This is a genomic window from Streptomyces yongxingensis, assembly GCF_055597465.1.
This window is the reverse complement of the sequence record NZ_CM145717.1, coordinates 3,085,507-3,109,253: the sequence shown is the minus strand read 5'-3', so window position 1 is coordinate 3,109,253 and position 23,747 is coordinate 3,085,507. Positions and strand designations below refer to the sequence as shown.

The window sequence follows — 23,747 nt, the reverse complement described above, 5'->3', positions numbered from 1 at the left end:
AGGACATGGGCGCAGGGGCAGGCGACGCCCCCCAAGCGCGTGCTGATCGCCGCGGACAAGTTCAAGGGCTCGCTCACGGCGGTGGAGGTCGCCGAGCGCGTCACGGCGGGCCTGCGCCGCGGCGCGCCCCGGGGCGGCGAGGGCCTGCGGATCGCGGCGCTGCCCGTCGCCGACGGCGGGGACGGCACGGTGGACGCGGCGGTCGCGGCCGGGTTCGAACGGCGCGAGGCGCGGGTCACCGGGCCGCTGGGCGCGCCGGTGACGGCGGCGTACGCGCTGCGCGGGTCCACGGCCGTGGTGGAGATGGCCGAGGCGTCCGGGCTGCGCCATCTGCCGAACGGGGTGTTCGCGCCGCTCACCGCGACCACGTACGGCAGCGGGGAGCTGCTGCGCGCGGCGCTGGACGCGGGCGCCCGCACGATCGTCTTCGGCGTCGGTGGCAGCGCCACGACGGACGGCGGCGCGGGGATGCTCAGCGCGCTGGGCGCGCGCTTCCTGCGGGAGGACGGTAGCCCTGTCGCGCCGGGCGGGGGCCCGCTGCGCGACCTCGCCACGGCCGATCTGTCCGGCCTCGACCCGCGCCTCGCCGCGACCGAGACCGTGCTGGCCAGCGATGTCGACAATCCGTTGACCGGGCCGAAGGGCGCGGCGGCGGTCTACGGCCCGCAGAAGGGCGCGGGCGAGGACGATGTGGCGGCCCTGGACGCCGCCCTCGCCCACTACGTACGCGTCCTGGAGCGCGCGGTCGGGTCGGCGGCCGCCGAGTACGCCCTCGCGCCCGGCGCGGGCGCGGCGGGCGGCATCGGCTTCGGCGCGCTCGTCGGCCTGGGCGCGACCTTCCGCCCCGGCATCGAGGTGATGCTCGACGTCCTCGGTTTCCCCGCCGCGCTGGAGGGCGCGGACCTGGTGATCACGGGGGAGGGCTCGCTGGACGAGCAGACCCTCCACGGCAAGGCCCCGGCAGGCGTCGCGGCGGCGGCCCGCGCGCGGGGCATCGAGGTGGTCGCGGTCTGCGGCCGCCTGGCCCTGGCCCCCGCGGCCCTGGGCAACGCGGGCATCCGCCGCGCCTACGCCCTCACCGACCTGGAACCGGACCCGGCCCGCTGCATCGCCGAGGCCGGCCCCCTCCTGGAACGCACCGCGGAACGCCTGGCGGCGGACTTCCTCGGCTGACTTCGGCGCATCTCCCGAATTCGGGTACGGGTACGGGTACGGGTATCGGATGCGTACCCGTACCCTGGTGTGACCCACGACCTGCCTGCCGCCTTGGCGGTGGCACGCGACGCCGCCGGATGGGCGGCCGCCCACACCGCGTACGTGGCCCAGCCGACCCCTGAGCGCCCTGCCGGGGCGGTGGTCGCGACGGCCGCGGCGGACGGGTGGAAGGGACAGCCGGTGCGGATCCTCGACGTGGGGCCGTGACCCCGGCTGTGTAACCCGAAAACGCCGTGGGGCCCGAGCGGGAAGCTCGGGCCCCACGGCGTTCCGTCGAAGGACGGGCGGCCTTACGGCCGCTACGGCAGCTGCGCTGCCCTCGCCTCGCGGCGGTTGTCGCGGAACGCGTTCACCCGGCGGGCCGTGGCGAAGAGGGGGATCACCGCGCCCATGACGACCTGCAGGGCGCAGGCCGACTGGAGGAGGAGCTCACCACCGGGGGCCTCGAAGGCCCAGGCGGCCAGCAGCGCCATGCTGGTGACGATCCAGCCGAGCATGGCCACCGCGAGCCGGCCCCGCGGCTTGGGGTACTCCACCCGGCTCACCATCAGCCACGCGACACCCACGATCGCGAGCAGCGTCGGCACGAACGGCAGGCCCAACAGGACCACCGAGACGACCGTCAGGGCGCCGAAGGGACTCGGCATGCCCTGGAAGACGCCGTCACGCAGCGTGACACAGGAGAATCTGGCAAGCCGCAGCACCACCGCCAGCAGCACCACGATCGCGCCCACCACCGAGACCCGCTGATACGCGTCGTCGGACACCATCCCCCAGACGAGGACGAAGTACGCGGGGGCCAGCCCGAAGCTGATCAGATCGGAGAGGTTGTCCAGCTCCGCGCCCATCGCCGAGCTGCGCAGCTTCCGCGCGACGAGCCCGTCGAAGAGGTCGAAGACGGAGGCGAGCAGCATCAGCATCACCGCGGAGGCGGCGCTGTGCCGGGTCATCCCGCCGTCCTCGCTGCCCGTGAGGTGCGGGATGAGGACGCCGGTGGTGGTGAAGTAGACCGCCAGGAAGCCACACGTGGCGTTGCCCAGGGTCAGCGTGTCGGCTATCGACAGACGCGTCGACAGCGGCATGTCGTCCGTCTCGTCGACATCGACGGCGTCCACCTCGGCCTCGGGGACCCAGGCGGCCTGTGTGTCGGGATCAATCACGGTCAAGGCGAGTCACCCCCGCGGTGGTGGCCTGGCCGACCTCGACCGCGACATCGACACCCTCGGGGAGGTAGACGTCGACGCGCGAGCCGAAGCGGATGAGACCGATCCGCTCACCCTGTTCGACCTTCGTGCCCTGTGGCACATACGGCACGATACGCCGGGCGACGGCGCCGGCGATCTGGACCATTTCGATGTCGCCGAGCTCGGTGTCGAAGTGCCAGACGACCCGCTCGTTGTTCTCGCTCTCCTTGTTGAACGCGGGAACGAAACCGCCGGGGATGTGCTCCACGGAGGTCACCGTACCGGCCAGCGGGGCGCGGTTGACGTGGACATTGAGCGGGCTCATGAAGATGGCGACGCGAGTGCGCCCGTCCTTCCACGGCATGATGCTCTGCACCACACCGTCGGCCGGAGAGATCACACGGCCCTGCGTGATCTCTCTCTCAGGGTCGCGGAAGAACCACAGCATGCCCGCCGCGAGCGCGGTGGCGGGCACGGCGACCGCCGTCCAGCGTCCGGAGCGGCGGGACCGAGCAAGGCTGACCGCCGCGGTGGCGACGGTCGGGAGGAGCCACGGCGATGCTCCGCGCGCGAGGCGGACGCGGCCGCGTTGTGCAGAGGATTGGCTGTGGGGCATGGATGACCTTCGTAGCGGAGGATGCCGCGACGCGAGACTGGGGACGGCGGCTTTACGGGATGGTATCGGTTGCGAGCGGTAACTGGGCAAGCGCCAGGGCCCGTCGGTGGCTGGTCAGTGACCGAAGACCCTCGGCGCGGTGTGACCTTCTTCTCTCGGATACCACCCCAAAAGGGACGTTCAGTCTTGGGTTCGGTATTCCTCCAGAAGCCTCCGTCCAATAATCATTTTCTGAATCTCAGCGGTCCCTTCGCCGATGAGAAGCATCGGTGCCTCTCGGTAGAGCCGCTCGATCTCGTATTCCTTGGAGAAGCCGTACCCGCCGTGGATGCGGAAGGCGTCCTCCACGACCTCTTTGCAGTACTCGGACGCCAGGTACTTCGCCATTCCCGCCTCGAGGTCGTTGCGCGCGCCCGAATCCTTCTTCCGGGCCGCATTGACCATCATCGCATGCGCCGCCTCGACCTTTGTTCCCATTTCGGCCAGTTTGAACTGGATGGCCTGGTGCTGGGCGATCGGCTTACCGAAGGTATGCCGCTGCTGTGCGTATGCGACGCCCAGCTCGAAAGCGCGCCGTGCCACCCCGCAGCCGCGGGCGGCGACATTCACCCGGCCGACCTCGACGCCGTCCATCATTTGGTAAAAACCTCGGTTCGGCGCCCCGCCGAGCACCCGATCGGCCGGAATGCGCAGTCCGTCCATGATGAGCTCGGTGGTGTCGACCCCCTTGTAGCCCATCTTCTCGATCTTGCCGGGGATGGCCAGCCCGGGCCGGACCTCCCCGAAGCCGGGCTCCTTCTCGACCAGGAAGGTGGTCATCGCCTTGTGCGGCGCGACCCCCTCCTGGGCCTCGCCGGTCCGGCACAGGACCGCCACCAGGGTGGAGGTGCCGCCGTTGGTCAGCCACATCTTCTGCCCGTTCAGGACGTACCCGTCGCCGTCCCGCACCGCCTTGCTGGTGATGGCCGAGACGTCCGAGCCCAGCCCCGGCTCCGACATCGAGAAGGCGCCCCGGATCTCCCCCAGCGCCATCTTGGGAAGGAAATACTCCTTCTGTTCCTCGGTGCCGTGCTGCTTGAGCATGTACGCCACGATGAAGTGGGTGTTGATGATGCCCGACACGCTCATCCAGCCGCGGGCGATCTCCTCCACGCACAGTGCGTAGGTGAGCAGTGACTCACCCAGACCGCCGTATTCCTCCGGGATCATCAGCCCGAAGACGCCGAGCTCCTTCAGCCCCTCGACGATCGCGGTCGGATATTCATCGCGATGTTCCAGTTCGGTCGCGACCGGCAGGATCTCCTTGTCGACAAAATCCCTGACCGTGGAGAGGATCTCCCGCTGGATGTCGGTCAGGCCCTCCGTCTGTGCGAGGCGGCTCATATCACTGCTCTCCCAGCTCCGGGCGGCCCGGCTGCTCTCCGCCCCGCTCCTTGATGTATGTGGCGGTCGGCACCATCACCTTGCGCCGGAAGACACAGACCAGGGTGCCGTCCTGCTTGTAGCCCTTGGTCTCCACGTGCACGATGCCCCGGTCGGTTTTGGACTTCGACGGCGTCTTGTCCAGGACCGTGGTCTCGCCGTAGATGGTGTCGCCGTGGAAGGTGGGCGCCACATGCCGCAGTGACTCGACCTCCAGATTGGCGATGGCCTTTCCGGAGACATCGGGGACGGACATGCCCAGCAGCAGGGAGTAGATGTAGTTACCGACCACCACGTTCTTGCCGAAATCGGTCGTCTTCTCGGCATAGTTGCTGTCCATGTGCAGCGGATGGTGGTTCATGGTGAGCAGACAGAAGAGGTGGTCGTCGTACTCGGTGACCGTCTTCCCCGGCCAGTGCCGGTAGACGTCGCCCACCGTGAACTCCTCATAGGTACGGCCGAACTGCATGGCTCACGCCTCCGGGGGCTGGAAGGTGGACGTACGGCTCATCCCGGCGGCGCGGCCCTTGCCCGCGATGACCAGGGCCATCTTGCGGCTGGCCTCGTCGATCATCTCGTCCCCGAGCATCGCCGAGCCCTTCATACCGCCCTCCGCCGAGGTGCAGTAGTCATAGGCGTCCAGGATCAGCTCGGCGTGGTCGTAGTCCTCCTGCGAGGGCGAGAAGACCTCATTGGCCGCCTCCACCTGGCCGGGGTGCAGCACCCACTTCCCGTCGTAGCCGAGGGCGGCCGCGCGTCCGGCCACCTCGCGGAAGCCGTCCACGTTCCGGATCTGGAGGTACGGGCCGTCGATCGCCTGGAGGTCATGCATGCGGGCCGCCATCAGGATCCGCATCAGGATGTAGTGATAGGCGTCCGCCGGATAGCCGGGCGGCTGCTCGCCCACGACCAGCGACTTCATGTTGATGGACGCCATGAAGTCGGCCGGGCCGAAGACGATGGTCTCCAGACGCGGCGAGGCGCCGGCGATCGCGTCCACGTTGACCAGGCCCTTGGCGTTCTCGATCTGCGCCTCGATGCCGATCCGCCCGATCTCGAAGCCCATCGTCTTCTCGATCTGGGTGAGCAGCAGGTCCAGCGCGATGATCGCTTCAGCGTCCTGCACCTTGGGCAGCATGATGCAGTCCAGGTTCGGGCCCGCGCCCTCCACCACCGTGATGACGTCCCGGTACGTCCAGTGGGTGGTCCAGTCGTTCACCCGCACCACCCGGGTCTTACCGGTCCAGTCGCCCTCGTTCAGCGCCTTGACGATGGTGTGCCGGGCGTCCTCCTTGGCCAGCGGGGCGCAGGCGTCCTCCAGGTCCAGGAAGACCTGGTCGGCCGGGAGCCCCTGGGCCTTCTCCAGGAAGCGCGGATTGGAGCCGGGGACGGCCAGGCACGAGCGGCGGGGGCGCAGGCGGCTGGCCGCGTCGGAGCGGTCGGGGGCGGTCATACGAGAACCTCCAGAGGGGGAAGCGTGTTCGCGGCGCGGATCTCATCGACGATACGGCCGATGATCTCCGTGATACCGAAGTCCTTGGGGGTGAAAACGGCGGCGACACCCGCCGCGCGCAGGGCGGCCGCGTCCGAGGACGGGATGATCCCGCCGACGATGACGGGGATGTCCTGGGCGCCCGCCGTGCGCAGCCGCTCCAGCACGTCGGGCACCAGCTCGGCGTGCGACCCGGACAGGATGGACAGCCCGACGCAGTGCACGTCCTCGGCCACGGCCGCCGAGACGATCTGCTCCGGGGTGAGCCGGATCCCCTGGTAGACCACCTCGAAACCGGCGTCCCTGGCCCGTACGGCGATCTGCTCGGCGCCGTTGCTGTGCCCGTCCAGACCCGGCTTGCCGACCAGCAGCCGCAGCCTTCCGCCGCCGAGGTCGGCCGCGGTCTTCCCGACCTTCTCGCGGACCGAGGCCAGCAGGGAGCCCGCCTCCGTGGCGACGGCCAGGGGCGCGCCGCCGACCCCGGTGGGGGCGCGGTACTCGCCGAAGACATCGCGCAGCGCCCAGGCCCACTCCCCGGTGGTCACGCCCGCGCGGGCGCAGCGCAGGGTCGCCTCCATCAGGTTGTCGGTGCCCACGGCGGCCTTACGGAGGGCACCGAGGGCTTCCTGGGCGGGTCCCTCGTCGCGCTGCTCGCGCCAGGTGTGCAGCGCCGAGACCACCCGTGCCTCGTTCTCCGGGTCCACCGTCATGATCGCGGTGTCGAGGTCGGCGGTGAGCGGATTGGGCTCGGTGGACTCGTAGCAGTTGACGCCGACGATCTTCTCCTCGCCCGCCTCGATCCGCGCCCGGCGCTCGGAGTGGGAGGCCACCAGCCGCGCCTTGAGATAGCCGGACTCGACGGCGGCCATCGCGCCGCCCATCTCCTGGATCCGCTCGATCTCGGCCTCGGCCTCCTCCACCAGCGTGGCGACCTTGGACTCGATCACATGGGAGCCCTCGAAGATGTCGTCGTACTCCAGCAGATCGCTCTCGTGGGCGAGGACCTGCTGGATGCGCAGCGACCACTGCTGGTCCCAGGGGCGGGGCAGGCCCAGCGCCTCGTTCCAGGCCGGGAGCTGGACGGCGCGGGCACGGGCGTCCTTGGAGAGGGTGACGGCCAGCATCTCCAGGACGATGCGCTGGACGTTGTTCTCCGGCTGGGCCTCGGTCAGGCCGAGCGAGTTCACCTGGACGCCGTAGCGGAACCGGCGGTGCTTGGGGTTCTCGATGCCGTACCGCTCGCGGGTGATCCGGTCCCAGATGCGGCCGAATGCGCGCATCTTGCACATCTCCTCGATGAAGCGGACGCCCGCGTTCACGAAGAAGGAGATCCGGGCCACCACGTCGCCCTTACGGTCCTCGGGAACCTGGCCGGAGGCGAACACCGCGTCCAGTACGGCGACCGCCGTGGACATCGCGAAGGCGATCTCCTGCACCGGAGTGGCCCCGGCTTCCTGCAGGTGGTAGCTGCAGATGTTGATCGGGTTCCACTTGGGGATGTGGTGGACCGTGTACGCGATCATGTCGGTGGTCAGCCGCAGGCTCGGGCCCGGCGGGAAGACATGCGTCCCCCGCGACAGGTACTCCTTGACGATGTCGTTCTGCGTTGTCCCCTGGAGCTTCGCGATATCGGCGCCGTGCTCCTCCGCGACGACCTGGTACAGCGCCAGCAGCCACATCGCCGTCGCGTTGATCGTCATGGAGGTGTTCATCCGCTCCAGGGGGATCTCCCGGAACAGCCGCCGCATGTCACCCAGGTGCGAGACCGGGACCCCGACCCGGCCCACCTCGCCGCGGGCGAGGATGTGGTCCGGGTCGTAGCCGGTCTGGGTGGGCAGGTCGAAGGCGACCGAGAGCCCGGTCTGGCCCTTGGCCAGGTTGCGCCGGTACAGCTCGTTGGACGCCTCGGCGGTGGAGTGCCCGGCGTAGGTGCGCATCAGCCAGGGGCGGTCCTTGGGGCGGGGTGTGCCACTCATCGGACGTCCCGGCTGTGCTTGCTGGTCCGCTCCGACAAGTCGTCACGGCTGTGCTTGCTGGTCCGCTCCGACAAGTCGTCACGGAACAGGTTGATGGCGTCGATGTGCTGTTCGCGCATCGCCCGGTCGCGCACGCCCATGCCCTCCTCGGGGGCCAGGCACAGCACGCCGACCTTGCCCTGGTGGAGGTTGTGGTGGACGTCGTACGTGGCCTGGCCGGTGTCCTCCAGCCGGTACGTCTTGGACAGCGTCGGGTGGATCTTGCCCTTGGCGATCAGGCGGTTGGCCTCCCACGCCTCGCGGTAGTTGGCGAAGTGCGAGCCGATGATCCGCTTCAGCGACATCCACAGGTAGCGGTTGTCGTACTCGTGGGTGTAGCCGGAGGTCGAGGCGCAGGTGACGATCGTGCCGCCCTTACGGGTGACATAGACGGACGCGCCGAAGGTCTCCCGGCCCGGGTGCTCGAAGACGATGTCCACGTCCTCGCCGCCGGTCAGTTCGCGGATCTTCTTGCCGAGCCGCTTCCACTCGCGCGGGTCCTGGGTGCCGTCGTCCTTCCAGAACTTGTAGTCCTCGGCGGTGCGGTCGATGATCGCCTCGGCGCCCATCCGCCGGCAGATCTCGGCCTTCTGCGGCGAGGAGACCACACAGACCGGGTTGGCCCCGCCGGCCAGCGCGAACTGGGTGGCGTACGAGCCGAGCCCGCCGCTCGCGCCCCAGATCAGGACGTTGTCGCCCTGCTTCATCCCGGCGCCGTTGCGGGAGACGAGCTGCCGGTAGGCGGTGGAGTTGACCAGGCCCGGGGCGGCCGCCTCCTCCCAGCTCAGATGGGCGGGCTTGGGCATGAGCTGGTTGGACTTGACCAGCGCGATCTCGGCGAGCCCGCCGAAGTTGGTCTCGAAGCCCCAGATGCGCTGCTCGGGGTCGAGCATGGTGTCGTTGTGACCGTCGGCGCTCTCCAGCTCGACCGACAGACAGTGCGCGACGACCTCGGCGCCCGGCTTCCAGGAGTTCACGCCGGGGCCGGTGCGCAGCACGACACCCGCGAGGTCGGAGCCGATGATGTGGTACGGCAGGTCGTGCCGCTTGGCCAGGGGGGAGAGCCTGCCGTACCGCTCCAGGAAACCGAAGGTCGGCAGCGGTTCGAAGATCGAGGTCCACACGGAGTTGTAGTTGACCGAGCTGGCCATCACGGCGACGAGCGCCTCTCCGGGGCCCAGCTCGGGCACCGGCACCTCGTCCACGTGCAACGACTTGCGGGGGTCCTTCTCCCGGGTGGTGAGGCCCGCGAACATCTCGGCCTCGTCCTTGCGCACGGTCACCGCGCGGTACGACTCGGGGACGCGCAGTGCCGCGAACTCCTCGGGTGCTGTGTCCGACGCCAGGATCGCGTCAAGTATCTCGTTCATCGGTGCCTCCGGCGAAGCGTCCATGGGGGACGCCTGAGGGAACGCTGGGCTCGTGACGGGTGATGCTGATGCGGTGCCGTCGGTTCGGCGGAGGTGGTGCTCGATGCGGCGCGGGTGGCGCCGGGTGCCTGGTGACGCAGGCGTCGTCCGGGCGCGCAAAGCGGCTTGCGGGGACAGCCGACGCACGGAGGTTGGCAGTGCGCCGGCCGCCCGGACACCCTCACCGTATGGCACGCTGTGCCACCTCGCAAGACACTGCGTGCCAACAATTTCCCTCAGTTGTCATCTCCGGTGCACACATGAGCAACGACGGCCGCCCCGAGCGGGGCGGCCGTCGCGGTGTGGATCCGGTGGTGCGCGTGCCTGTCAGTCGTCCTCAGCCGTCCTTCTCCAGCGAGAGGGCGAAGATGTGCGCCCGCGCGGTGCCCGAGGGGGCGCCCAGGGTGATCGCCGACAGCTCCTCGGCCGGGTCCAGCTCCGCCACCTGGTGGAAGATCGCGGCCTTGGTGCCCAACGGGCCGGTGCGGGTGTGGATCCGACTCGTCCGCACCGCCTCCGTCTCCCCGTACGCCGGACCCGACATCCAGGCCGTCAGCCGGATGGTCAGCTTGCCCGTGGAGCCGTCGGCGTACGTGGCCTCGGCGGGCACGGACACGTTGCCGGTGTCGCCCGCGCCCAGCACATGCAGCTTGGTATAGCTTCCCGCCTCGACCGTCACCTTCTGGCCTGCGGCGATGACATTGTTGTTGGAGCCCTCGCTGCCGTTGCTGAACGCGAAGGTGATCCCGTCGTCCTCGGTCTGCCCGGTCTGCGGAAGCTGCGCCATCGGGTAGGTGCGGCCCGTACCGTCGAAGTCGCCGTCCCCGTAGTACATCTCGGTGGTGATGGCGTCGTTGTCGAAGTGCCCGGTCAGATCGACCTGGGTGACCGCGCCCGCCTGCGGCAGCTCCGGCAGGCCCCAGGGCTCGGCCGGGGTGGTGACCTTCACCGGGGCGATCCGGAAGTCCGGCCGGGCGCCGGCGGGATGGATCACCGCCTCGTCCTCCCGGCCCAACTCCAGCTCGATCTCGCCGTTCCCCAGGTCACGCCACTTCGGCGCGGGGCCGCCGACCCCGGCGACCGCCACCCGGCCGCCGATCGAGTGGCGGACGCGGCAGGGCTCCCCGGCCAGGCTGCGCACCCGCACCCAGCGCGTCCTCCCGCCCGTCCGTACCCCGCTGACCAGGAACGCGCCCTGGGTGCGGAAGTCGTGCAGCGTGACGTCCTGCCACTCGCCCGGCACCCCGGGGAAGAAGCGGATGATCCCGCCCCAGCTCTGGCAGAGCATGTCGTGGATCGCCTGCGCACCCGACAGCGGGGTCTCGATCACCGGACCCGCCTCGTAGTAGTGGGTATTGGGCTGGATGAACCGCGCCACCAGCTCCCGCAGATACTTCAGCGCGTCATCGCCGCGCCCCATCTGCGTCGAGATCGAGGCCGCGCCCGAGAAGCTGTAGCCGCGCAGCGCGCCCTCGAAGCTGATCCAGTGCTCCAGCGAGCGGGCGATCAGGTCCCGGTGTTCCTTCTGGTCCCAGTTGACCAGGTAGAGCGGGTAGACCGAGAGCATATGGGAGTAGTGGCGGTGGGACTTGGCGAAGGGGACCCCGGTGCCGATCATGAAGCCGTTCTCGTCCACCGGATAGTCGACCAGCTTTTCCAGTACCTCGCGCCACTTGGGCACCAGCGGATCGTCCTTGTCCAGCAACTCGACCGTGGTCAGCAGGGTCTGGCAGGACCAGCGCAGCAGCGCCAGGTCGTAGTTGCAGTCCGGGGCCGCGCCGTACTCGGGGGAGAAGGTCTTCGGCAGATGCAGCCTGCCGTCCGGCTGCTGGGTGAGGAAGTGCAGGTAGTAGTTGGTGGAGCGGCGCAGCAGCGGATAGAGCACATCCTCCAGCAGGCCCCGGTCCATGGTGTGGCGGTAGGTCAGCCAGACGTTGTGCAGCGCCCAGGGCAGATTGCCGACCTCGGGGGAGTCCCCGACGCCCGGCACCGGCACCGTGCCGTTGTCCTCGCACTGCGCGTCCGTCGAGCGGCGCAGCCCGGCCGAGTCGGCGCGGTACTCGGGCTTGAGGCCGCTGATGAGCACATCGGTGTTCTCGGCGAGGGTGCGCGGGATCGCGTCCAGTTCCAGGTGGTTGGAGCCGTGCACCGGCCAGTACTCAAGCTGGACGTTGAGGTTCCACCACACCCCGGGCCAGGGGGTCGGCTCCACCCACGGGCCGGTGGTGGCCATGACGGGGGCGTGCTCACGCGCGGCGCAGGCCAGCTTGTAGAGCTGGATCCAGTAGAAGCTCTGGAGCATCCCGTCGGGCACCGAGATGAAGCTCTTGCGGTAGAAGCGGTGCCACCACTCGTAGTGGGTGCGCCGCAGGCTGGAGACCGGCAGCGCCGACGCCTTGCGCACGGTGGTCCGCGCCCGGCCCTCCGCGTCCGTACCCGGAAAGGAGTGCGCCACGGCCAGGTAGTACGTGCGCTCCCGGCCGCTGCCGCGCTGCTTGTACGCGGTCACCGTCTGCCCGCCCGCCACCAGCGACTGGACGGTGATGCCGAGCCCGTCCTCGGTGCGGCTGACCGGGGCCGGGTTGGGCTCGAAGCCCTTCGGCGGATCCTCGCGGACGATGCGCGGGCTGACCGCCGGTGAGGGCTTGAACTCCCAGCGGAACCCCTCCTCACCGGCGCTCGCCTCGACCGTGGCCAGCAGCATGGTGCGGTCGTTGTGCACCAGTGCGCGGAGCTTCAGCTCGCCCTTGTCCGTGGTGACCGTGCCGCGCAGCTCGGCGTTCCACAGATCCAGCCGCAGATCGACGCCGGTGATGGCGCCGACCGGGCGCAGCAGCAGATTGCCGACCGGGAGCCGCGCCACGCCCCAGTCGCTGCCGCCTTCGGTGGGCCGGTGGTCCTGCACCTCGCTGTGGTGGACCGTGAAGCGCAGCGCGTTCTCCCCGGGCTCCTGGTAGATCATCGAGCCGAGCAGGCCATTGCCGAGGAACGGCCCCTCGTACCACGTTCTCGGCAAGCGCTTCCAGAGCAGATCCTGGCCGCTGAGAAAGCGTTCCCACTCCTGGTCGGTGCGCATGCCCCGCAGCGTCACCGCCTGCTGTGGCTGGGCCGCCGCCTCCTGCTCGGGGAGGACCGCGCCGACGGCCGTGCTCGCGGCCGCGCCCGCCGCCACCCGGCCCAGGAATCCACGTCTGCTGACTGGCATCCCGATCTTCTCCCGTCCCCGAAGCGAACAGATTGCTCCGCAGATTGCTCCGATGATTTGGCTAGACGGGAGCGTAGAAACGGGCTGATGATGCGTCAAGGCACCTGATTGCTCTGATGTATCGAGCGCCGTGTCGAGGATGCGGTGAACGAGGAGGAACGATGCGAACGGCACGATCAAAGGTCACCAGGGCCGTGGCCGCTCTCTCCTGTGCGGCCGCCGTGCTGGTGCCGCTCCGGGCGGCGGCGGCATCGGACGGTCGTGCGCAGGACTGGCGGCTGACCGGAAAGGGGCAGGTCAGCGGCGAGCTCAAGCTGAACAACGAGGGCGCGCTGACGCTGGCCGCGCGCCATGGCTCCACCACCGTGCTGCGGCCGTCGGGCCTGGGTATCCGCACCGCCGAGACCGATTTCAGCAAGGGCTTGCGGTTCGTGGGGCGCAGCGACCGCAAGGTTCACGAGACCTATACGACCACCACCGGCCGCCGTACCCACCACACCTCCGACGCCTCCGAGTCGACCTTCACCTTCCGCAAGGACGGGCGGACGCTGAAGGTGATCACCCGGGTCTCGGCCGACGGGCTGGCCTACCGCTATGTGCTGCCGGACAAGGGGACGGTCACCGTGCTCGGCGAGAGCACCGAGTACGCCGTCCCGCCGTCCGCCGACTCCTTCCTCCTGCCGTACGACAACGGCCGCCAGGACTACGAGTCCGCCCATGACCACGGCACGGTGGCCGACGCCGAGGCGGGCGACTACGGCTATCCGTCGCTCTTCCACATCGGCTCGAGCTGGATGCTGATCGAGGAGGCGGACCTCAACAGCTCCTACGGCGGCTCCCGGCTCACCCTCGACTCCGCCACCGACCGCTTCAAGCTCACCCTCCCCGACCCCGCCGAGGTCAGCGGCCCCGGGCTGACCACCCCCTGGCGGACCATGGTCATCGGGGACCTCGCCACCGTCACCGAGAGCGATCTGCCGACCGATCTGGCCGCCCCCTCGAAGGTCGCCGACACCTCATGGATCAAACCGGGCAAGGCGGCCTGGTCCTGGTGGTCGGACGGGCAGAGCCCGACCAGCCTGGACGCCCAGAAGAAGTTCGTGGACTTCGCGGCGCGCGAGGGCTGGGAGTACATCCTGGTGGACTCCGGCTGGAGCGACTCCTGGATGCCCGAGCTGACCGCGTACGCCAAGGAGAAGGGCGTCGGCGTCTGGCTGTGGGCCCGCTGGCAGACGATCGACGCGCAGAGCGAGCGGGACCGGCTGTTCCCGCTGTGGAAGTCCTGGGGGATCGCCGGGCTGAAGATCGACTTCCTGGAGTCGGACGGCCAGGACCGGATGCGCTGGTACGACGCGGTCTTCAAGGACAGCGCCCGGCACAAGCTGATGCTGAACTTCCACGGCGCCACGATCCCGCGCGGCCAGGAGCGGACCTGGCCGCAGTTGATGAGCACCGAGGCGGTCAAGGGCGCAGAGGGCACCCGCCCCAAGCCGGGCCGCCAGCCCTTCCCGGCGGCGCACTACACGACCCTGCCCTTCACCCGGAACCTCATCGGGCCCATGGACTTCACACCGGTGACCTTCACCGGCGTACGGCCCACGAGTGACGCGGCCGAACTCGCGCTGTCGGTCGTCTACGAGTCCGGGGTGCAGCACTTCGCCGACAGCGTGGAGTCGTACGAGAGCAGGCCGCTCGAGCTGAAGTTCCTGAACCAGGTGCCCACGGTGTGGGACGAGACGAAGCTGGTCGACGGCGACCCCGGCGACCGCGCCGTCCTGGCCCGCCGCTCCGGCGACACCTGGTACCTGGGCGCGATCACCTCGGGCGCGGCCCGCACGCTGGACGAGCCGCTGAGCTTCCTCGGCAAGGGCGACTGGCGGATCGAGGTGTGGAAGGACGGCCCCGGCGGCAAGGTCGTCACCGAGACCCAGGAGGTCACGGCGGCCTCACGGCTCAAGGTGGACGTCCCGAAGAACGGCGGCTTCGCCGCGAAGCTGACCAAGACCGGCTGAGGCGCCCGCGCCGCCCCGGCCCGCCGGGCCGGGGCGGCGTCGGCGCGGCCGCCTGGGGCGGGGCCTGCCTGTGGGGGGCGGGCCCCGCCCCTCGTTTCCGCCGCGACGGCGGGACGTCTGACGGCGGGGTCCGGCGGTGCCGAGCCGCCTGTTCGGCGGGCCACTTGGCCCGGGGTCTGCCTGGGGGAGGGGCGGGTGTCGCCCCTCGTTTCCGCCGCGACGGCGGGACGTCTGACGGCGGGGTCCGGCGGTGCCGAACCAACCGCATGGGTGGGCAACCCCAGCCCAAGACGGGGTTCACCAAACCCGGGGGCGAGCCCAGAACCGGCCGAACCCCGGCTGACCCAAGCGGCAGCGTTACCGCTGCAAGGCTTCCTTGATCGTCCGCATGACCTCCGTCAGCGGTGCGTCCGTCCGCGCCACCATCACCACCACCTCATCCTCCTCCGACGCCGAGACCGCCGCCGCGGGGCGCCCGCCGGCCACGGCGGGGCGCCCCCCGATGCCGCTCCCGAACGTTTCGCGGACGATCGCGAAGGCGTGGTCGAGCTGGGTCTCCACATCGCCCTGGCCGCCCGCCCGCAGCCAGCGCCGCAGCACATGGTTGTGGGCCGTGACCACGGCCGACGCGGCGACCTCGGCCAGCAGCGGATCGTCGTCGCCGTCGTGGTGGGCGCCCTCGTCGAAGTGGCCCAGCAGATAGCGGGTGAACAGCCGCTCGTAGCGGGCCACCGAGGCGATCTCCCGCTCCCGCAGCGCCGGTACCTCACGGGTCAGCCGGTAGCGCTCCACGGAGACGGCCGGCGAAGCCGCGTACATCCGCATGACCTCCTTGATCCCGCGGCACACGGTGTCCAGGGGGTTCTCATGCGGAGGCGCCGCGTCCAGCACCGCCGCCGCCCGCACCAGCGTGTCGTCGTGGTCCGGGAAGATCGCCTCTTCCTTGGAGCGGAAGTGCCGGAAGAAGGTGCGCCGGGCCACCCCCGCCGTGGCCGCGATCTCGTCGACGGTCGTCGCCTCGTACCCCTGCGTCGCGAACAACTCCATCGCCGCGGCCGCGAGTTTGCGGCGCATGGACAGACGCTGAGCCGCGGCGCGGCGGCTTCCCGCGCTCTCACCGCCACCGGATGAGGGGGTTCGCTTCGTACGCTCCGTACGCATGGCCTTCACGGGCTGGGACATGTGGGGAACGTAACACGCTTGTGAGTGCCGGTGCGGGGGCAGACCGACGGAAGGCTCCAGCAGCCCGCCCCACCGGGAACCGGAGTCAGACGGTCCACCCCACCCGGAGGCGTACTCAGGCTTTGGCATACTCGCGGAAGCCGCGCCCGGTCTTGCGCCCGAGGCACCCGGCGGCCACCAGATGCTCCAGCAGCGGCGCCGGCGCCAGGCCCGGCTCACGGAACTCCCGGTGCAGCACCCGCTCGATGGCCAGCGACACATCGAGCCCCACGACGTCGAGCAGTTCGAAGGGGCCCATCGGATAGCCGCCGCCCAGCTTCATCGCGGCGTCGATGGCGTCCGGGGTGGCGTAGTGCTCCTGGACCATCTTCACGGCGTTGTTGAGGTACGGGAACAGCAGGGCGTTCACGATGAACCCCGCCCGGTCGCCGCAGTCCACCGGGTGCTTGCCCACTGCCGCGCACACCGCGTGCGCGGTCGCGCGCACATCGTCCGCGGTCAGCACGGTGTGCACCACCTCGACCAGCTTCATCGCGGGCGCCGGGTTGAAGAAGTGCAGGCCCACCACGTCCTGCGGGCGCGATGTGACCCGCGCGCAGGCGACGACCGGCAGCGAGGAGGTGGTCGTGGCCAGCACCGCGCCCGGTTTGCAGACCTTGTCCAGCACCCGGAACAGCTCCTGCTTGACCACCAGGTCCTCGGCCACCGCCTCCACGGCCAGGTCCACGCCGGCGAACGCGTCGAGCGCGTCGGCCGGGGTGATCCGGGCCAGCGTCTGCTCCCGGGCCCGCTCGGTCATCCGCCCCTTGGACACCGACCTTTTCAGGGATTTCCCTATGCGGGCCTTCGCCGCCGTGGCCTTCTCCAGGGTCCGGCCGGCCAGCACCACCTCCAGGCCCGCCTTGGCGAAGACCTCGGCGATCCCGGAGGCCATCGTGCCCGAGCCGGCGACGCCGACGGCGCGCACGGGGCGCGCCCCTTCCGTGGAGTGCCGCACCTCGGCCGTCGCGGCGTCCGGGACGGTGGTGCCGCTGCCCGGCGCCTCGTACGTGTAGAAGCCGCGGCCCGCCTTACGGCCGGTGAGACCGGCCCGGGCGAGCTGCCCCAGGATGGGCGCGGGCGCGTGCAGCCGATCGCCGGAGGCGGCGTACATGGCCTCCAGGACGGTGCGGGCGGTGTCGACGCCGATCAGGTCGAGCAGGGCCAGCGGGCCCATCGGCAGCCCGCAGCCGAGCTTCATCGCGGCGTCGATGTCCTCCCGCGCCGCGTACTTGGCCTCGTACATCGCGGCGGCCTGGTTGAGGTAGCCGAACAGCAGCCCGTCGGCGACGAACCCGGGCCGGTCGCCGAGCGCCACCGGCTCCTTGCCCAGGTCGCGGGCGAGCGCGGTGACCGCCTCGACGGCCGCGGGGGCGGTCAGCACGCTGGAGACGATCTCGACGAGCTTCATCGCGGGCGCCGGATTGAAGAAGTGCAGGCCCAAGACCCGCTCCGGACGGGCGGATTCGGCGGCCAGCCGGGTCACCGACAGCGCGTTGGTGCCGGTCGCGAGGATCGCGGAGGGGCTGACCACGGTGTCCAGCTCGGCGAAGACCTCGTGTTTGGTGTCGTAGTCCTCCGGCACCACCTCGATCACCAGCTCCGCGCCGGCGGCGGCGCGCAGATCGGTGGAGACGCGGAAGCGGTCGAGGATCCCGGCCCGCTCCCGCTCGCTGATCCGCTCGCGGTGCACGGCGCGGGCGGTGGCGACCTCGAGCGCGGTGACGGCTCGGCGGCAGGCGCTTTCGTCGATGTCGATGCCGATCACCTCGCGGCCCGCCCGGGCCAGGATCTCGGCGATGCCGGTGCCCATCGTGCCGAGCCCGACGACGGCGACAGTAGTGAGCGGGGCCCGGGAGGGGGAGAGATCAGAGGGGGACGTAAGCCTGACGCCGGTGTGTGGGAGACGGTCCATCGCGGACTCCAGAGGGTGTTCCCCGGATGCGGGGATGAAGTGACGACTGAGGGGAGCTCGTGTCATGCCACTGCTGCCGTTCACGCCACGCACGCGCGGGGGGCTGACGCGGCTGACACAAATCCCCGATGGAAGGGCTTGCACGCTCCCTTACGGACAGCGCCACACGGAGGAAACTGCCCATGGGAGACACGCGGCCGACCCTGTCCCGGGGCCGTGCCTCAACTGCTGTTCTGGAACTGCCGAACCGACGTCACACAAGGCGGCTGCGTCACCAGGCCGCCGGAGCAGGGGTGCTGCTCGTGTCGCCATATTAACTCGCGGGTAACCAAGATGCCAGAGCACATAGTGAGGCCGTGCCGGAACGCGGCCCACCGGGGAGGGGAGACCTCGTATGGACGATGAATTCCGGACGCTGACGGAGCGGGTACGGGCCTCGCTCTCAACCCCGCAGGAGACGGCGGCCCATGCCTCGCTGCTCGCGCTCGTGCGCCAGGGCACCCCCGCCGCGCGCGAACAGCTCGCCCGCATCCTGGTCGCGCCGGAGCAGCCGCTGTGGGCCCGGGAGACGGCCGCCTTCGTGCTCGGCAGCGCCGGAGACCGCCGGGCCTTCGAAACCCTTGTCCTCCTGCTCAACTACCGCGAGCCGGCCCGCTGTGCGACCGCCGCCCGGGTGCTGGCCCGGCTCGGCGATCCGCGCACCGCGCGGGCCGCCGCCGCCCTGGCCACGAACCCGCTGCGCACCGCGTACTCCCTGCACCCCATCCGGCTGCTGGTGGAGCTGCGGGCCCCCGAGTCCGTACCGGCCCTGGTGGCCGCCCTGGAACGGCAGTTGGCGGCCCGCGACCGGCACTGGGCGATCGCCCGTGCCTGCGTGGAGGGCCTGGGCGCGATCGGCGACGAGCGCGCCATCCCGGCCCTGACCGCCGCCGCCCAGCACATACGTCTCAGTGCGGCGGCCGCCGCAGCGCTGGCCCGGATCACCGGCGAGGGCGCCGTCACGGGCGGGGGCGCGCCGGAGCCGGCGGGCAAGGGCGGCGCGGCGGAGAAGGTGGGTGAGGCGCGAGTGCCGTGAGGGGGAGCGGGGGCGGGTTCCCAGAGCAGTGACAGCGGGGGCGGGGTCTCAGAGCAGTGACAGCTGGGGCGGGGCCTCAGAGCAGTGACAGCTGGGCCGGCGGCGAGTCGGCCCGGGCGTCCGGCTCCTCCTCGGGGCGGGCGTCCGGCTTCTCGGGCACATTGCGGTGGGTGCCCGACGCGTACGGGCCGATGCCGTACTCGGCGGCGAAGTCGTGCACCATCCCGGTGATCCGCCGCTGGTACCACTTCGGGGCGTAGGACCCGCCCTCGTACAGCGCGTCGTACCGCCGCAGCAGCCGGGGGTGGTGGTGGGTGAGCCAGGCGGTGAACCACTCACGGGCGCCCGGACGCAGATGGAGCACCAGCGGGGTCACGGAGCTGGCCCCGGCCTCCGCGATCGCCCTTACGGTGGCCCGCAGCCGCTCGGGGGAGTCACTGAGGAAGGGGATCACCGGGGCCATCAGCACACCGCACGGGATGCCGTGGGAGGACAGCGTCCGTACGACGTCCAGGCGCCGCTCCGGCGAGGGCGTGCCCGGCTCGACGGTGCGCCACAGCTCGCCGTCGGTGAAGCCGACCGAGACCGAGACGCCGATGTCGGTGACGCGCGACGCCCGCCGCAGCAGCTCCAAATCGCGCAGGATCAGGGTGCCCTTGGTGAGGATCGAGAAGGGGTTGGCGCGCTCCACGAGCGCCGTAAGGATGCCGGGCATGAGCTGGTACCGGCCCTCGGCGCGCTGGTAGCAGTCCACGTTGGTGCCCATGGCGATGTGCTCACCGGTCCAGCGGCGGGAGGCCAGCTCGCGGCGGAGCAGCTCCGGCGCGTTGGTTTTCACCACGATCTGGGAGTCGAAGCCGATCCCGGTGTCCAGGTCGAGATAGCTGTGCGTCTTGCGCGCGAAGCAGTAGACGCAGGCGTGGGTGCAGCCGCGGTACGGATTCACCGTCCACTCGAACGGCATCCGGGAGGCCCCGGGCACCCGGTTGATGACCGAGCGCGCCCGGATCTCGTGGAAGGTGATCCCGCGGAACTCCGGGGTGTCGAAGGTGCGGGTGGTCACCGCGGCCGCGGCGAAGAGGGCCGGGGTGGCCGCCGTGTCGTCTCGGGTCAGGTTGTCCCAGCGCATCGCAGGCACCTCCGGGTCTCGCTCGTTACCACAATAGAACACATGTTTGACTGGTTTTCGTCAACCCCGGATTTGGGCCGGTGCCGCTGAGGTGGTTGGCTTGCGCTTGTCAGGGCGTCATGAGCTCAGGGCGCCACGTCGAGGGCGGAAGGAAATGCGATGGGGCAGGTCGAGGCCACCACGGAGCGGATCGTCACGGGTAAGCCCGAGGATGTGTTCGACGCACTCGCCGACTACCGCGACACCCGCCCCCGGCTCCTCCCGCAGCAGTTCAGCGAGTACGAGGTGCGCGAGGGCGGCGACGGCGAGGGAACCGTCGTGCACTGGAAGCTCCAGGCCACCAGCAAGCGGGTGCGCGACTGCCTGCTGGAGGTCTCCGAGCCGACCGACGGCGAGCTGGTGGAGAAGGACCGCAATTCCTCGATGGTCACCACCTGGACCGTCACCCCGGCGGGTGAGGGGAAGTCGCGGGTCGTCGTCACCTCCACCTGGACCGGCGCGACCGGTATCGGCGGCTTCTTCGAGCGGACGTTCGCCCCCAAGGGGCTGGCCCGGATCTACGACGAACTGCTGGCCAAGCTCGCCGCCGAGACGGCCGAATAGCGCCCATGGCGCCCATGGCGCCCTGATCCCGCCCGCGTCCGCGTCCGCGTCCGCGTCCCCGGCCTCGTGTCCCGTCTCCCGGACCGAACGTCGCACTCACCGGTTCGGGTGGTTTTCTCCGCGGTACCGCATACCCCCGTACACACTCTCACCGGCGCGAATGCCGTCTGCGGCCCCTCGTTGGCGATTCGTCGCTGTTTGCCCCCCGTTGCGCGTGATGCGAGAAATGGGCGGCGCAGACGTGACGAGGGGAGAAGGACGTGGGCGGCACCACCGGGACCACCGGCGCCACCGTGCCGAAGCGGCGAGAGAGCCACGAGCACGGCGGGTACGAACCGGCGGGCCCTCCCGCCCACGTCACCGACGGCGGAACCGAAGCCGGCGGAACCGAAGCCGGCGGAACCGAAGCCGGCGGAACCGAAGCCGGCGGCGCCGGGGCGGGTGCGGCGGCGCCCCCGGCGGACGGCGCCGCCCCGGCGCCCGCCCCGCTCAGCGCGGCCCGGGTGCGGATGGTCTTCTTCGGGCTGATGCTCGCGCTGCTGCTCGCGGCGCTCGACCAGACCATCGTCGCCACCGCCCTCCCCGAGGTGGTCGGCGAACTCCACGGCCTGGGCAAGATGTCCTGGACCGTCACCTCCTACCTCCTCGCGGTCACCGTCGTCCTGCCGCTCTACGGCAAGCTGGGCGATCTCATCGGCCGTAAGAGCGTCTTCGTCTTCGCGATCGTCGTCTTCATCGCCGGATCCGCGCTCGCGGGCTGGTCACGCACGATGGAGGAGCTGATCGCCTTCCGGGCGGTGCAGGGCGTGGGCGCCGGCGGTCTGATGATCGGCGTCCAAGCGATCATGGCCGATATTGTTCCCCCGCGGGAACGTGGCCGCTATATGGGGCTCATCGGCGCCGCGTTCGGTCTCGCCTCGGTGGCCGGGCCGCTGCTCGGCGGGTTCTTCACCGACCATGTCTCCTGGCGCTGGTGCTTCTACGTCAACGTCCCCTTCGGGCTGCTCACCCTCGCCGTCGTGGCCGCCGTCCTCAAGGTGCCGGAGCCGCCGCGGCGGGCCCGCTTCGACTATCTGGGCGCGCTGTTCCTGTCCCTGTTCTCCACCTGCGCGGTGCTGCTGACGAGTTGGGGCGGCACGGAGTACGCGTGGGGCTCCCGCGTCATCCTCGGGCTCGCCCTGGGGGCGGCGGGTTCGGCGATCCTCTTCGTCGTCGTGGAGTGCGTCGTCCCCGAACCGATCATCCCCATGCGGCTGTTCCGCGACTCGGTCTTCTGCGTCAGCGGGCTGATCGGCGCCGTCATCGGCGTCGCCCTCTTCGGCGCCGCCAGCTATCTGCCGACCTTCCTCCAGATGGTCGACGGCGTCTCGGCCACCGAGTCGGGGCTGCTGATGGTGCCCATGATGGGCGGCATGGTGCTGGCCTCCATCCTCTCCGGACACCTCATCAGCACCACCGGCCGCTACAAGGTCTTCCCCGTCGTCGGCGGGCTGATCTCCATCGCCGGCATGTGGCTGCTCTCCCGGCTGGAGGAGGGCACCTCCCGCCAGGACTACAGCCTGTGGATGGGCGTCCTCGGGCTCGGCATCGGGCTCGTCCTGCCGGTGCTCGTCCTCGCCGTGCAGAACTCCGTGCCCGCGGCCGACCTCGGCTCGGCCACCAGCGCCAACAACTACTTCCGGCAGATCGGCGGCAGCGTCGGCGCGGCCGTCTTCGGCACGCTCTTCGCCAACCGGCTCACCGACCGCCTCCAGGTCGACCTGCCCTCCGGGGCGGCGTACGGGAGCGGCGGCGACGGAACCGGTCTGCCCGACCCCGACTCGGTCACCCCGCAGATGGTGCACGCCATGCCGGGCGCCCTGCGTGACGGCTACATCGCGGCGTACGCCCACGCCATACCGCGGATCTTCCTCTATCTCGTGCCGGTGCTCGTCCTGGGCTTCCTGCTCGCCTTCCTCCTGAAGGAGAAACCTCTGGTGTCCCACACCGACTATGCCGTCCAGCAAGACCCGCAAGATCTGCACGACCCCGTGGTACCGGCCGCGCGCGCGGGCACCAGGCCCCGGCACGCCGCGGCCGCCTCGCCCACGGCGCCGCCGCCCACCGCGGGCGTCCCGGTCTGCGGCACGGTCCAGCACCACGACGGCACCTCGGTCCCACGGGCCGCCCTGACCCTCATCGACATCGGCGGACGCCAGATCGGGCGCGGCGCCACCGGGGAGGACGGGCGGTACGCGCTGAGCACGCCCGGCGCCGGGTCGTACGTCCTGATCGCGGCGGCCGGGGGCCACCAGCCCCGGGCGGTCAGCGTCACCGTCGGGGACCGGCCGGTCGAACTGGACGTGGTGCTCGGCGGCGCGGGGCGGCTCGCCGGTGCCGTCCTTACGGCGGACGGCACGCCCGTAAGGGAGGCGACGGTCACCCTGACCGATGTGCGCGGCGAGGTGGTCGCGGCCACCCGCAGCGGCCGCGAAGGGGGCTATGTGATGGACGAGTTGGTGGCGGGTGAGTACACCCTCGCCGCCAGCGCCCCCGCGTTCCGCCCCGCCGCCCTCCCCGTCACCGTCCAGGCCGCCCGCGAGACCCGGCAGGACATCGAACTGGCCGGTGGCGCGGTCCTGCGCGGGGTCGTACGGGCCACCGGCGGCCGGGTGGTGGAGGACGCCCGGGTCACGCTGCTGGACGCGGCGGGCAATGTGGTCGACACGGCGACCACGGGCCCCGACGGCGCGTTCCGCTTCATCGACCTGTCGGCGGGCGAGTACACGGTCATCGCGGCCGGCTACCCGCCGGTGGCGACGGTCCTCCAGGTCGCGGGCGGCGGCCGTACGGAGCGCGATCTCCAACTGGGCTACGAGGACTAGGGGCGTCCGGCGGCTCGTGACACCTGCGGCGGGCCGCTCCCCTCCCCGCCCCTCCCCGAAACTGGGGCTCCGCCCCAGCCCCCGGAACTGAGGCTTCTCCCCAGGTCCTCGGTCCGGGGCTTCGCCCCAGGCCCCCGGGTCGAGGCTTCGCCCCAGACGCCGGAACTGAGGCTTCTCCCCAGGTCCCCCGTCCGGGGCTCCGCCCCAGGTCCCCGGATCGAGGCTCCGTCCCAGGTCCCCGGGTCGAGGCTTCGCCCCAGACGCCGGAACTGAGGCTTCTCCCCAGGTCCCCGGTCCGGGGCTCCGCCCCAGACCCCCGGATCGAGGCTCCGCCCCAGACCCCCGGATCGAGGCTTCGCCCCAGACGCCG

General features: G+C 70.7%; 17 protein-coding genes. 6 read left to right on the top strand and 11 right to left on the bottom strand.

Annotated features, from left to right (window positions below; all coding sequences use genetic code 11):
- Positions 1-39 precede the first annotated feature (39 nt).
- Both ACZ6TD_RS13050 and ACZ6TD_RS13045 read left to right on the top strand, forming a co-directional pair.
- Positions 40-1,173 (top strand): glycerate kinase, encoded by a 1,134-nt coding sequence (locus tag ACZ6TD_RS13050; RefSeq protein WP_471353680.1) that lies wholly within the window; start codon positions 40-42, stop codon positions 1,171-1,173.
- Positions 1,174-1,242: 69 nt separating this feature from the next.
- On the top strand, positions 1,243-1,422 hold the full coding sequence (locus tag ACZ6TD_RS13045) for a hypothetical protein (RefSeq protein ID WP_471353678.1): 180 nt from the start codon (positions 1,243-1,245) through the stop codon (positions 1,420-1,422).
- 92 nt (positions 1,423-1,514) lie between these two features.
- Here the strand turns inward: ACZ6TD_RS13045 and pssA are convergent, their stop codons facing one another.
- From pssA to ACZ6TD_RS13005, 8 genes are all read right to left on the bottom strand, one after another.
- Positions 1,515-2,381 (bottom strand): CDP-diacylglycerol--serine O-phosphatidyltransferase, encoded by an 867-nt coding sequence (gene pssA / locus ACZ6TD_RS13040; RefSeq protein WP_137980043.1) that lies wholly within the window; start codon positions 2,379-2,381, stop codon positions 1,515-1,517.
- Positions 2,368-3,015 carry a phosphatidylserine decarboxylase gene (locus ACZ6TD_RS13035; RefSeq protein ID WP_044569051.1) on the bottom strand — a complete coding sequence of 216 codons (648 nt, stop codon included), beginning with the start codon at positions 3,013-3,015 and terminating at the stop codon, positions 2,368-2,370. Before ACZ6TD_RS13035 ends, pssA begins: the two co-directional genes overlap by 14 nt.
- Before the next feature lie 180 nt (positions 3,016-3,195).
- Complete coding sequence (locus ACZ6TD_RS13030) at positions 3,196-4,398, bottom strand: acyl-CoA dehydrogenase family protein (protein ID WP_471353674.1); 1,203 nt, start codon at positions 4,396-4,398, stop codon at positions 3,196-3,198.
- Between the two features lies 1 nt (position 4,399).
- Positions 4,400-4,906: a MaoC family dehydratase gene (locus tag ACZ6TD_RS13025; RefSeq protein ID WP_161559684.1), complete on the bottom strand. Its 507-nt coding sequence runs from the start codon at positions 4,904-4,906 to the stop codon at positions 4,400-4,402.
- A gap of 3 nt (positions 4,907-4,909) precedes the next feature.
- Entirely contained in the window at positions 4,910-5,890 is a 981-nt protein-coding gene (locus ACZ6TD_RS13020; RefSeq protein ID WP_471353672.1) for an HpcH/HpaI aldolase/citrate lyase family protein, read from the bottom strand.
- A complete protein-coding gene (locus ACZ6TD_RS13015) occupies positions 5,887-7,905 on the bottom strand; it encodes a protein meaA (RefSeq protein WP_471353670.1) in 2,019 nt (672 codons plus the stop codon). The genes ACZ6TD_RS13020 and ACZ6TD_RS13015 overlap by 4 nt, the downstream gene beginning before the upstream one ends.
- A complete protein-coding gene (ccrA, locus tag ACZ6TD_RS13010; protein ID WP_471353668.1) occupies positions 7,902-9,314 on the bottom strand; it encodes a crotonyl-CoA carboxylase/reductase in 1,413 nt (470 codons plus the stop codon). Before ccrA ends, ACZ6TD_RS13015 begins: the two co-directional genes overlap by 4 nt.
- Positions 9,315-9,690: 376 nt before the next feature.
- The gene (locus ACZ6TD_RS13005; RefSeq protein ID WP_471353666.1) at positions 9,691-12,558 is read right to left on the bottom strand and encodes a glycosyl hydrolase family 95 catalytic domain-containing protein; all 2,868 of its coding nucleotides are present in this window, start codon (positions 12,556-12,558) and stop codon (positions 9,691-9,693) included.
- A gap of 161 nt (positions 12,559-12,719) precedes the next feature.
- Between ACZ6TD_RS13005 and ACZ6TD_RS13000 the strand changes: the two genes are divergently transcribed.
- Positions 12,720-14,570 carry a glycoside hydrolase family 97 protein gene (locus ACZ6TD_RS13000; RefSeq protein WP_471353664.1) on the top strand — a complete coding sequence of 617 codons (1,851 nt, stop codon included), beginning with the start codon at positions 12,720-12,722 and terminating at the stop codon, positions 14,568-14,570.
- A 357-nt stretch (positions 14,571-14,927) separates the two neighbouring features.
- Here the strand turns inward: ACZ6TD_RS13000 and ACZ6TD_RS12995 are convergent, their stop codons facing one another.
- Entirely contained in the window at positions 14,928-15,752 is an 825-nt protein-coding gene (locus ACZ6TD_RS12995) for a TetR family transcriptional regulator (RefSeq protein WP_471353662.1), read from the bottom strand.
- A gap of 115 nt (positions 15,753-15,867) precedes the next feature.
- On the bottom strand, positions 15,868-17,604 hold the full coding sequence (locus tag ACZ6TD_RS12990; protein WP_471357690.1) for a 3-hydroxyacyl-CoA dehydrogenase family protein: 1,737 nt from the start codon (positions 17,602-17,604) through the stop codon (positions 15,868-15,870).
- 496 nt (positions 17,605-18,100) lie between these two features.
- On the opposite strand from ACZ6TD_RS12990, the gene ACZ6TD_RS12985 reads away from it, so the two are divergent.
- On the top strand, positions 18,101-18,781 hold the full coding sequence (locus ACZ6TD_RS12985; protein WP_470008353.1) for a HEAT repeat domain-containing protein: 681 nt from the start codon (positions 18,101-18,103) through the stop codon (positions 18,779-18,781).
- Positions 18,782-18,857: 76 nt separating this feature from the next.
- On the opposite strand, the gene ACZ6TD_RS12980 is transcribed toward ACZ6TD_RS12985, so the two are convergent.
- Positions 18,858-19,910: an Rv2578c family radical SAM protein gene (locus tag ACZ6TD_RS12980; RefSeq protein ID WP_471353659.1), complete on the bottom strand. Its 1,053-nt coding sequence runs from the start codon at positions 19,908-19,910 to the stop codon at positions 18,858-18,860.
- A gap of 159 nt (positions 19,911-20,069) precedes the next feature.
- Between ACZ6TD_RS12980 and ACZ6TD_RS12975 the strand changes: the two genes are divergently transcribed.
- Together ACZ6TD_RS12975 and ACZ6TD_RS12970 are read left to right on the top strand one after the other, a co-directional pair.
- Positions 20,070-20,513, top strand: a complete 444-nt coding sequence (locus ACZ6TD_RS12975; protein ID WP_471353657.1) for an SRPBCC family protein — start codon at positions 20,070-20,072, stop codon at positions 20,511-20,513.
- Between the two features lie 509 nt (positions 20,514-21,022).
- Entirely contained in the window at positions 21,023-23,377 is a 2,355-nt protein-coding gene (locus ACZ6TD_RS12970) for an MFS transporter (RefSeq protein WP_471357687.1), read from the top strand.
- The last annotated feature ends 370 nt before the right edge of the window (positions 23,378-23,747 follow it).

Bases quoted from the DNA above. Each gene is read 5' to 3' on its own strand.
- ACZ6TD_RS13035 (WP_044569051.1), bottom strand. From the start codon at position 3,015: ATGCCCCACAGCCAATCCTCTGCACAACGCGGCCGCGTCCGCCTCGCG.
- ACZ6TD_RS13030 (WP_471353674.1), bottom strand. From the start codon at position 4,398: ATGAGCCGCCTCGCACAGACGGAGGGCCTGACCGACATCCAGCGGGAG.
- ACZ6TD_RS13025 (WP_161559684.1), bottom strand. From the start codon at position 4,906: ATGCAGTTCGGCCGTACCTATGAGGAGTTCACGGTGGGCGACGTCTAC.
- ACZ6TD_RS13020 (WP_471353672.1), bottom strand. From the start codon at position 5,890: ATGACCGCCCCCGACCGCTCCGACGCGGCCAGCCGCCTGCGCCCCCGC.
- ACZ6TD_RS13015 (WP_471353670.1), bottom strand. From the start codon at position 7,905: ATGAGTGGCACACCCCGCCCCAAGGACCGCCCCTGGCTGATGCGCACC.
- ccrA (WP_471353668.1), bottom strand. From the start codon at position 9,314: ATGAACGAGATACTTGACGCGATCCTGGCGTCGGACACAGCACCCGAG.
- ACZ6TD_RS13005 (WP_471353666.1), bottom strand. From the start codon at position 12,558: ATGCCAGTCAGCAGACGTGGATTCCTGGGCCGGGTGGCGGCGGGCGCG.
- ACZ6TD_RS13000 (WP_471353664.1), top strand. From the start codon at position 12,720: ATGCGAACGGCACGATCAAAGGTCACCAGGGCCGTGGCCGCTCTCTCC.
- ACZ6TD_RS12995 (WP_471353662.1), bottom strand. From the start codon at position 15,752: ATGTCCCAGCCCGTGAAGGCCATGCGTACGGAGCGTACGAAGCGAACC.
- ACZ6TD_RS12990 (WP_471357690.1), bottom strand. From the start codon at position 17,604: ATGGGCACCGGCATCGCCGAGATCCTGGCCCGGGCGGGCCGCGAGGTG.
- ACZ6TD_RS12985 (WP_470008353.1), top strand. From the start codon at position 18,101: ATGGACGATGAATTCCGGACGCTGACGGAGCGGGTACGGGCCTCGCTC.
- ACZ6TD_RS12980 (WP_471353659.1), bottom strand. From the start codon at position 19,910: ATGCGCTGGGACAACCTGACCCGAGACGACACGGCGGCCACCCCGGCC.
- ACZ6TD_RS12975 (WP_471353657.1), top strand. From the start codon at position 20,070: ATGGGGCAGGTCGAGGCCACCACGGAGCGGATCGTCACGGGTAAGCCC.
- ACZ6TD_RS12970 (WP_471357687.1), top strand. From the start codon at position 21,023: ATGGTCTTCTTCGGGCTGATGCTCGCGCTGCTGCTCGCGGCGCTCGAC.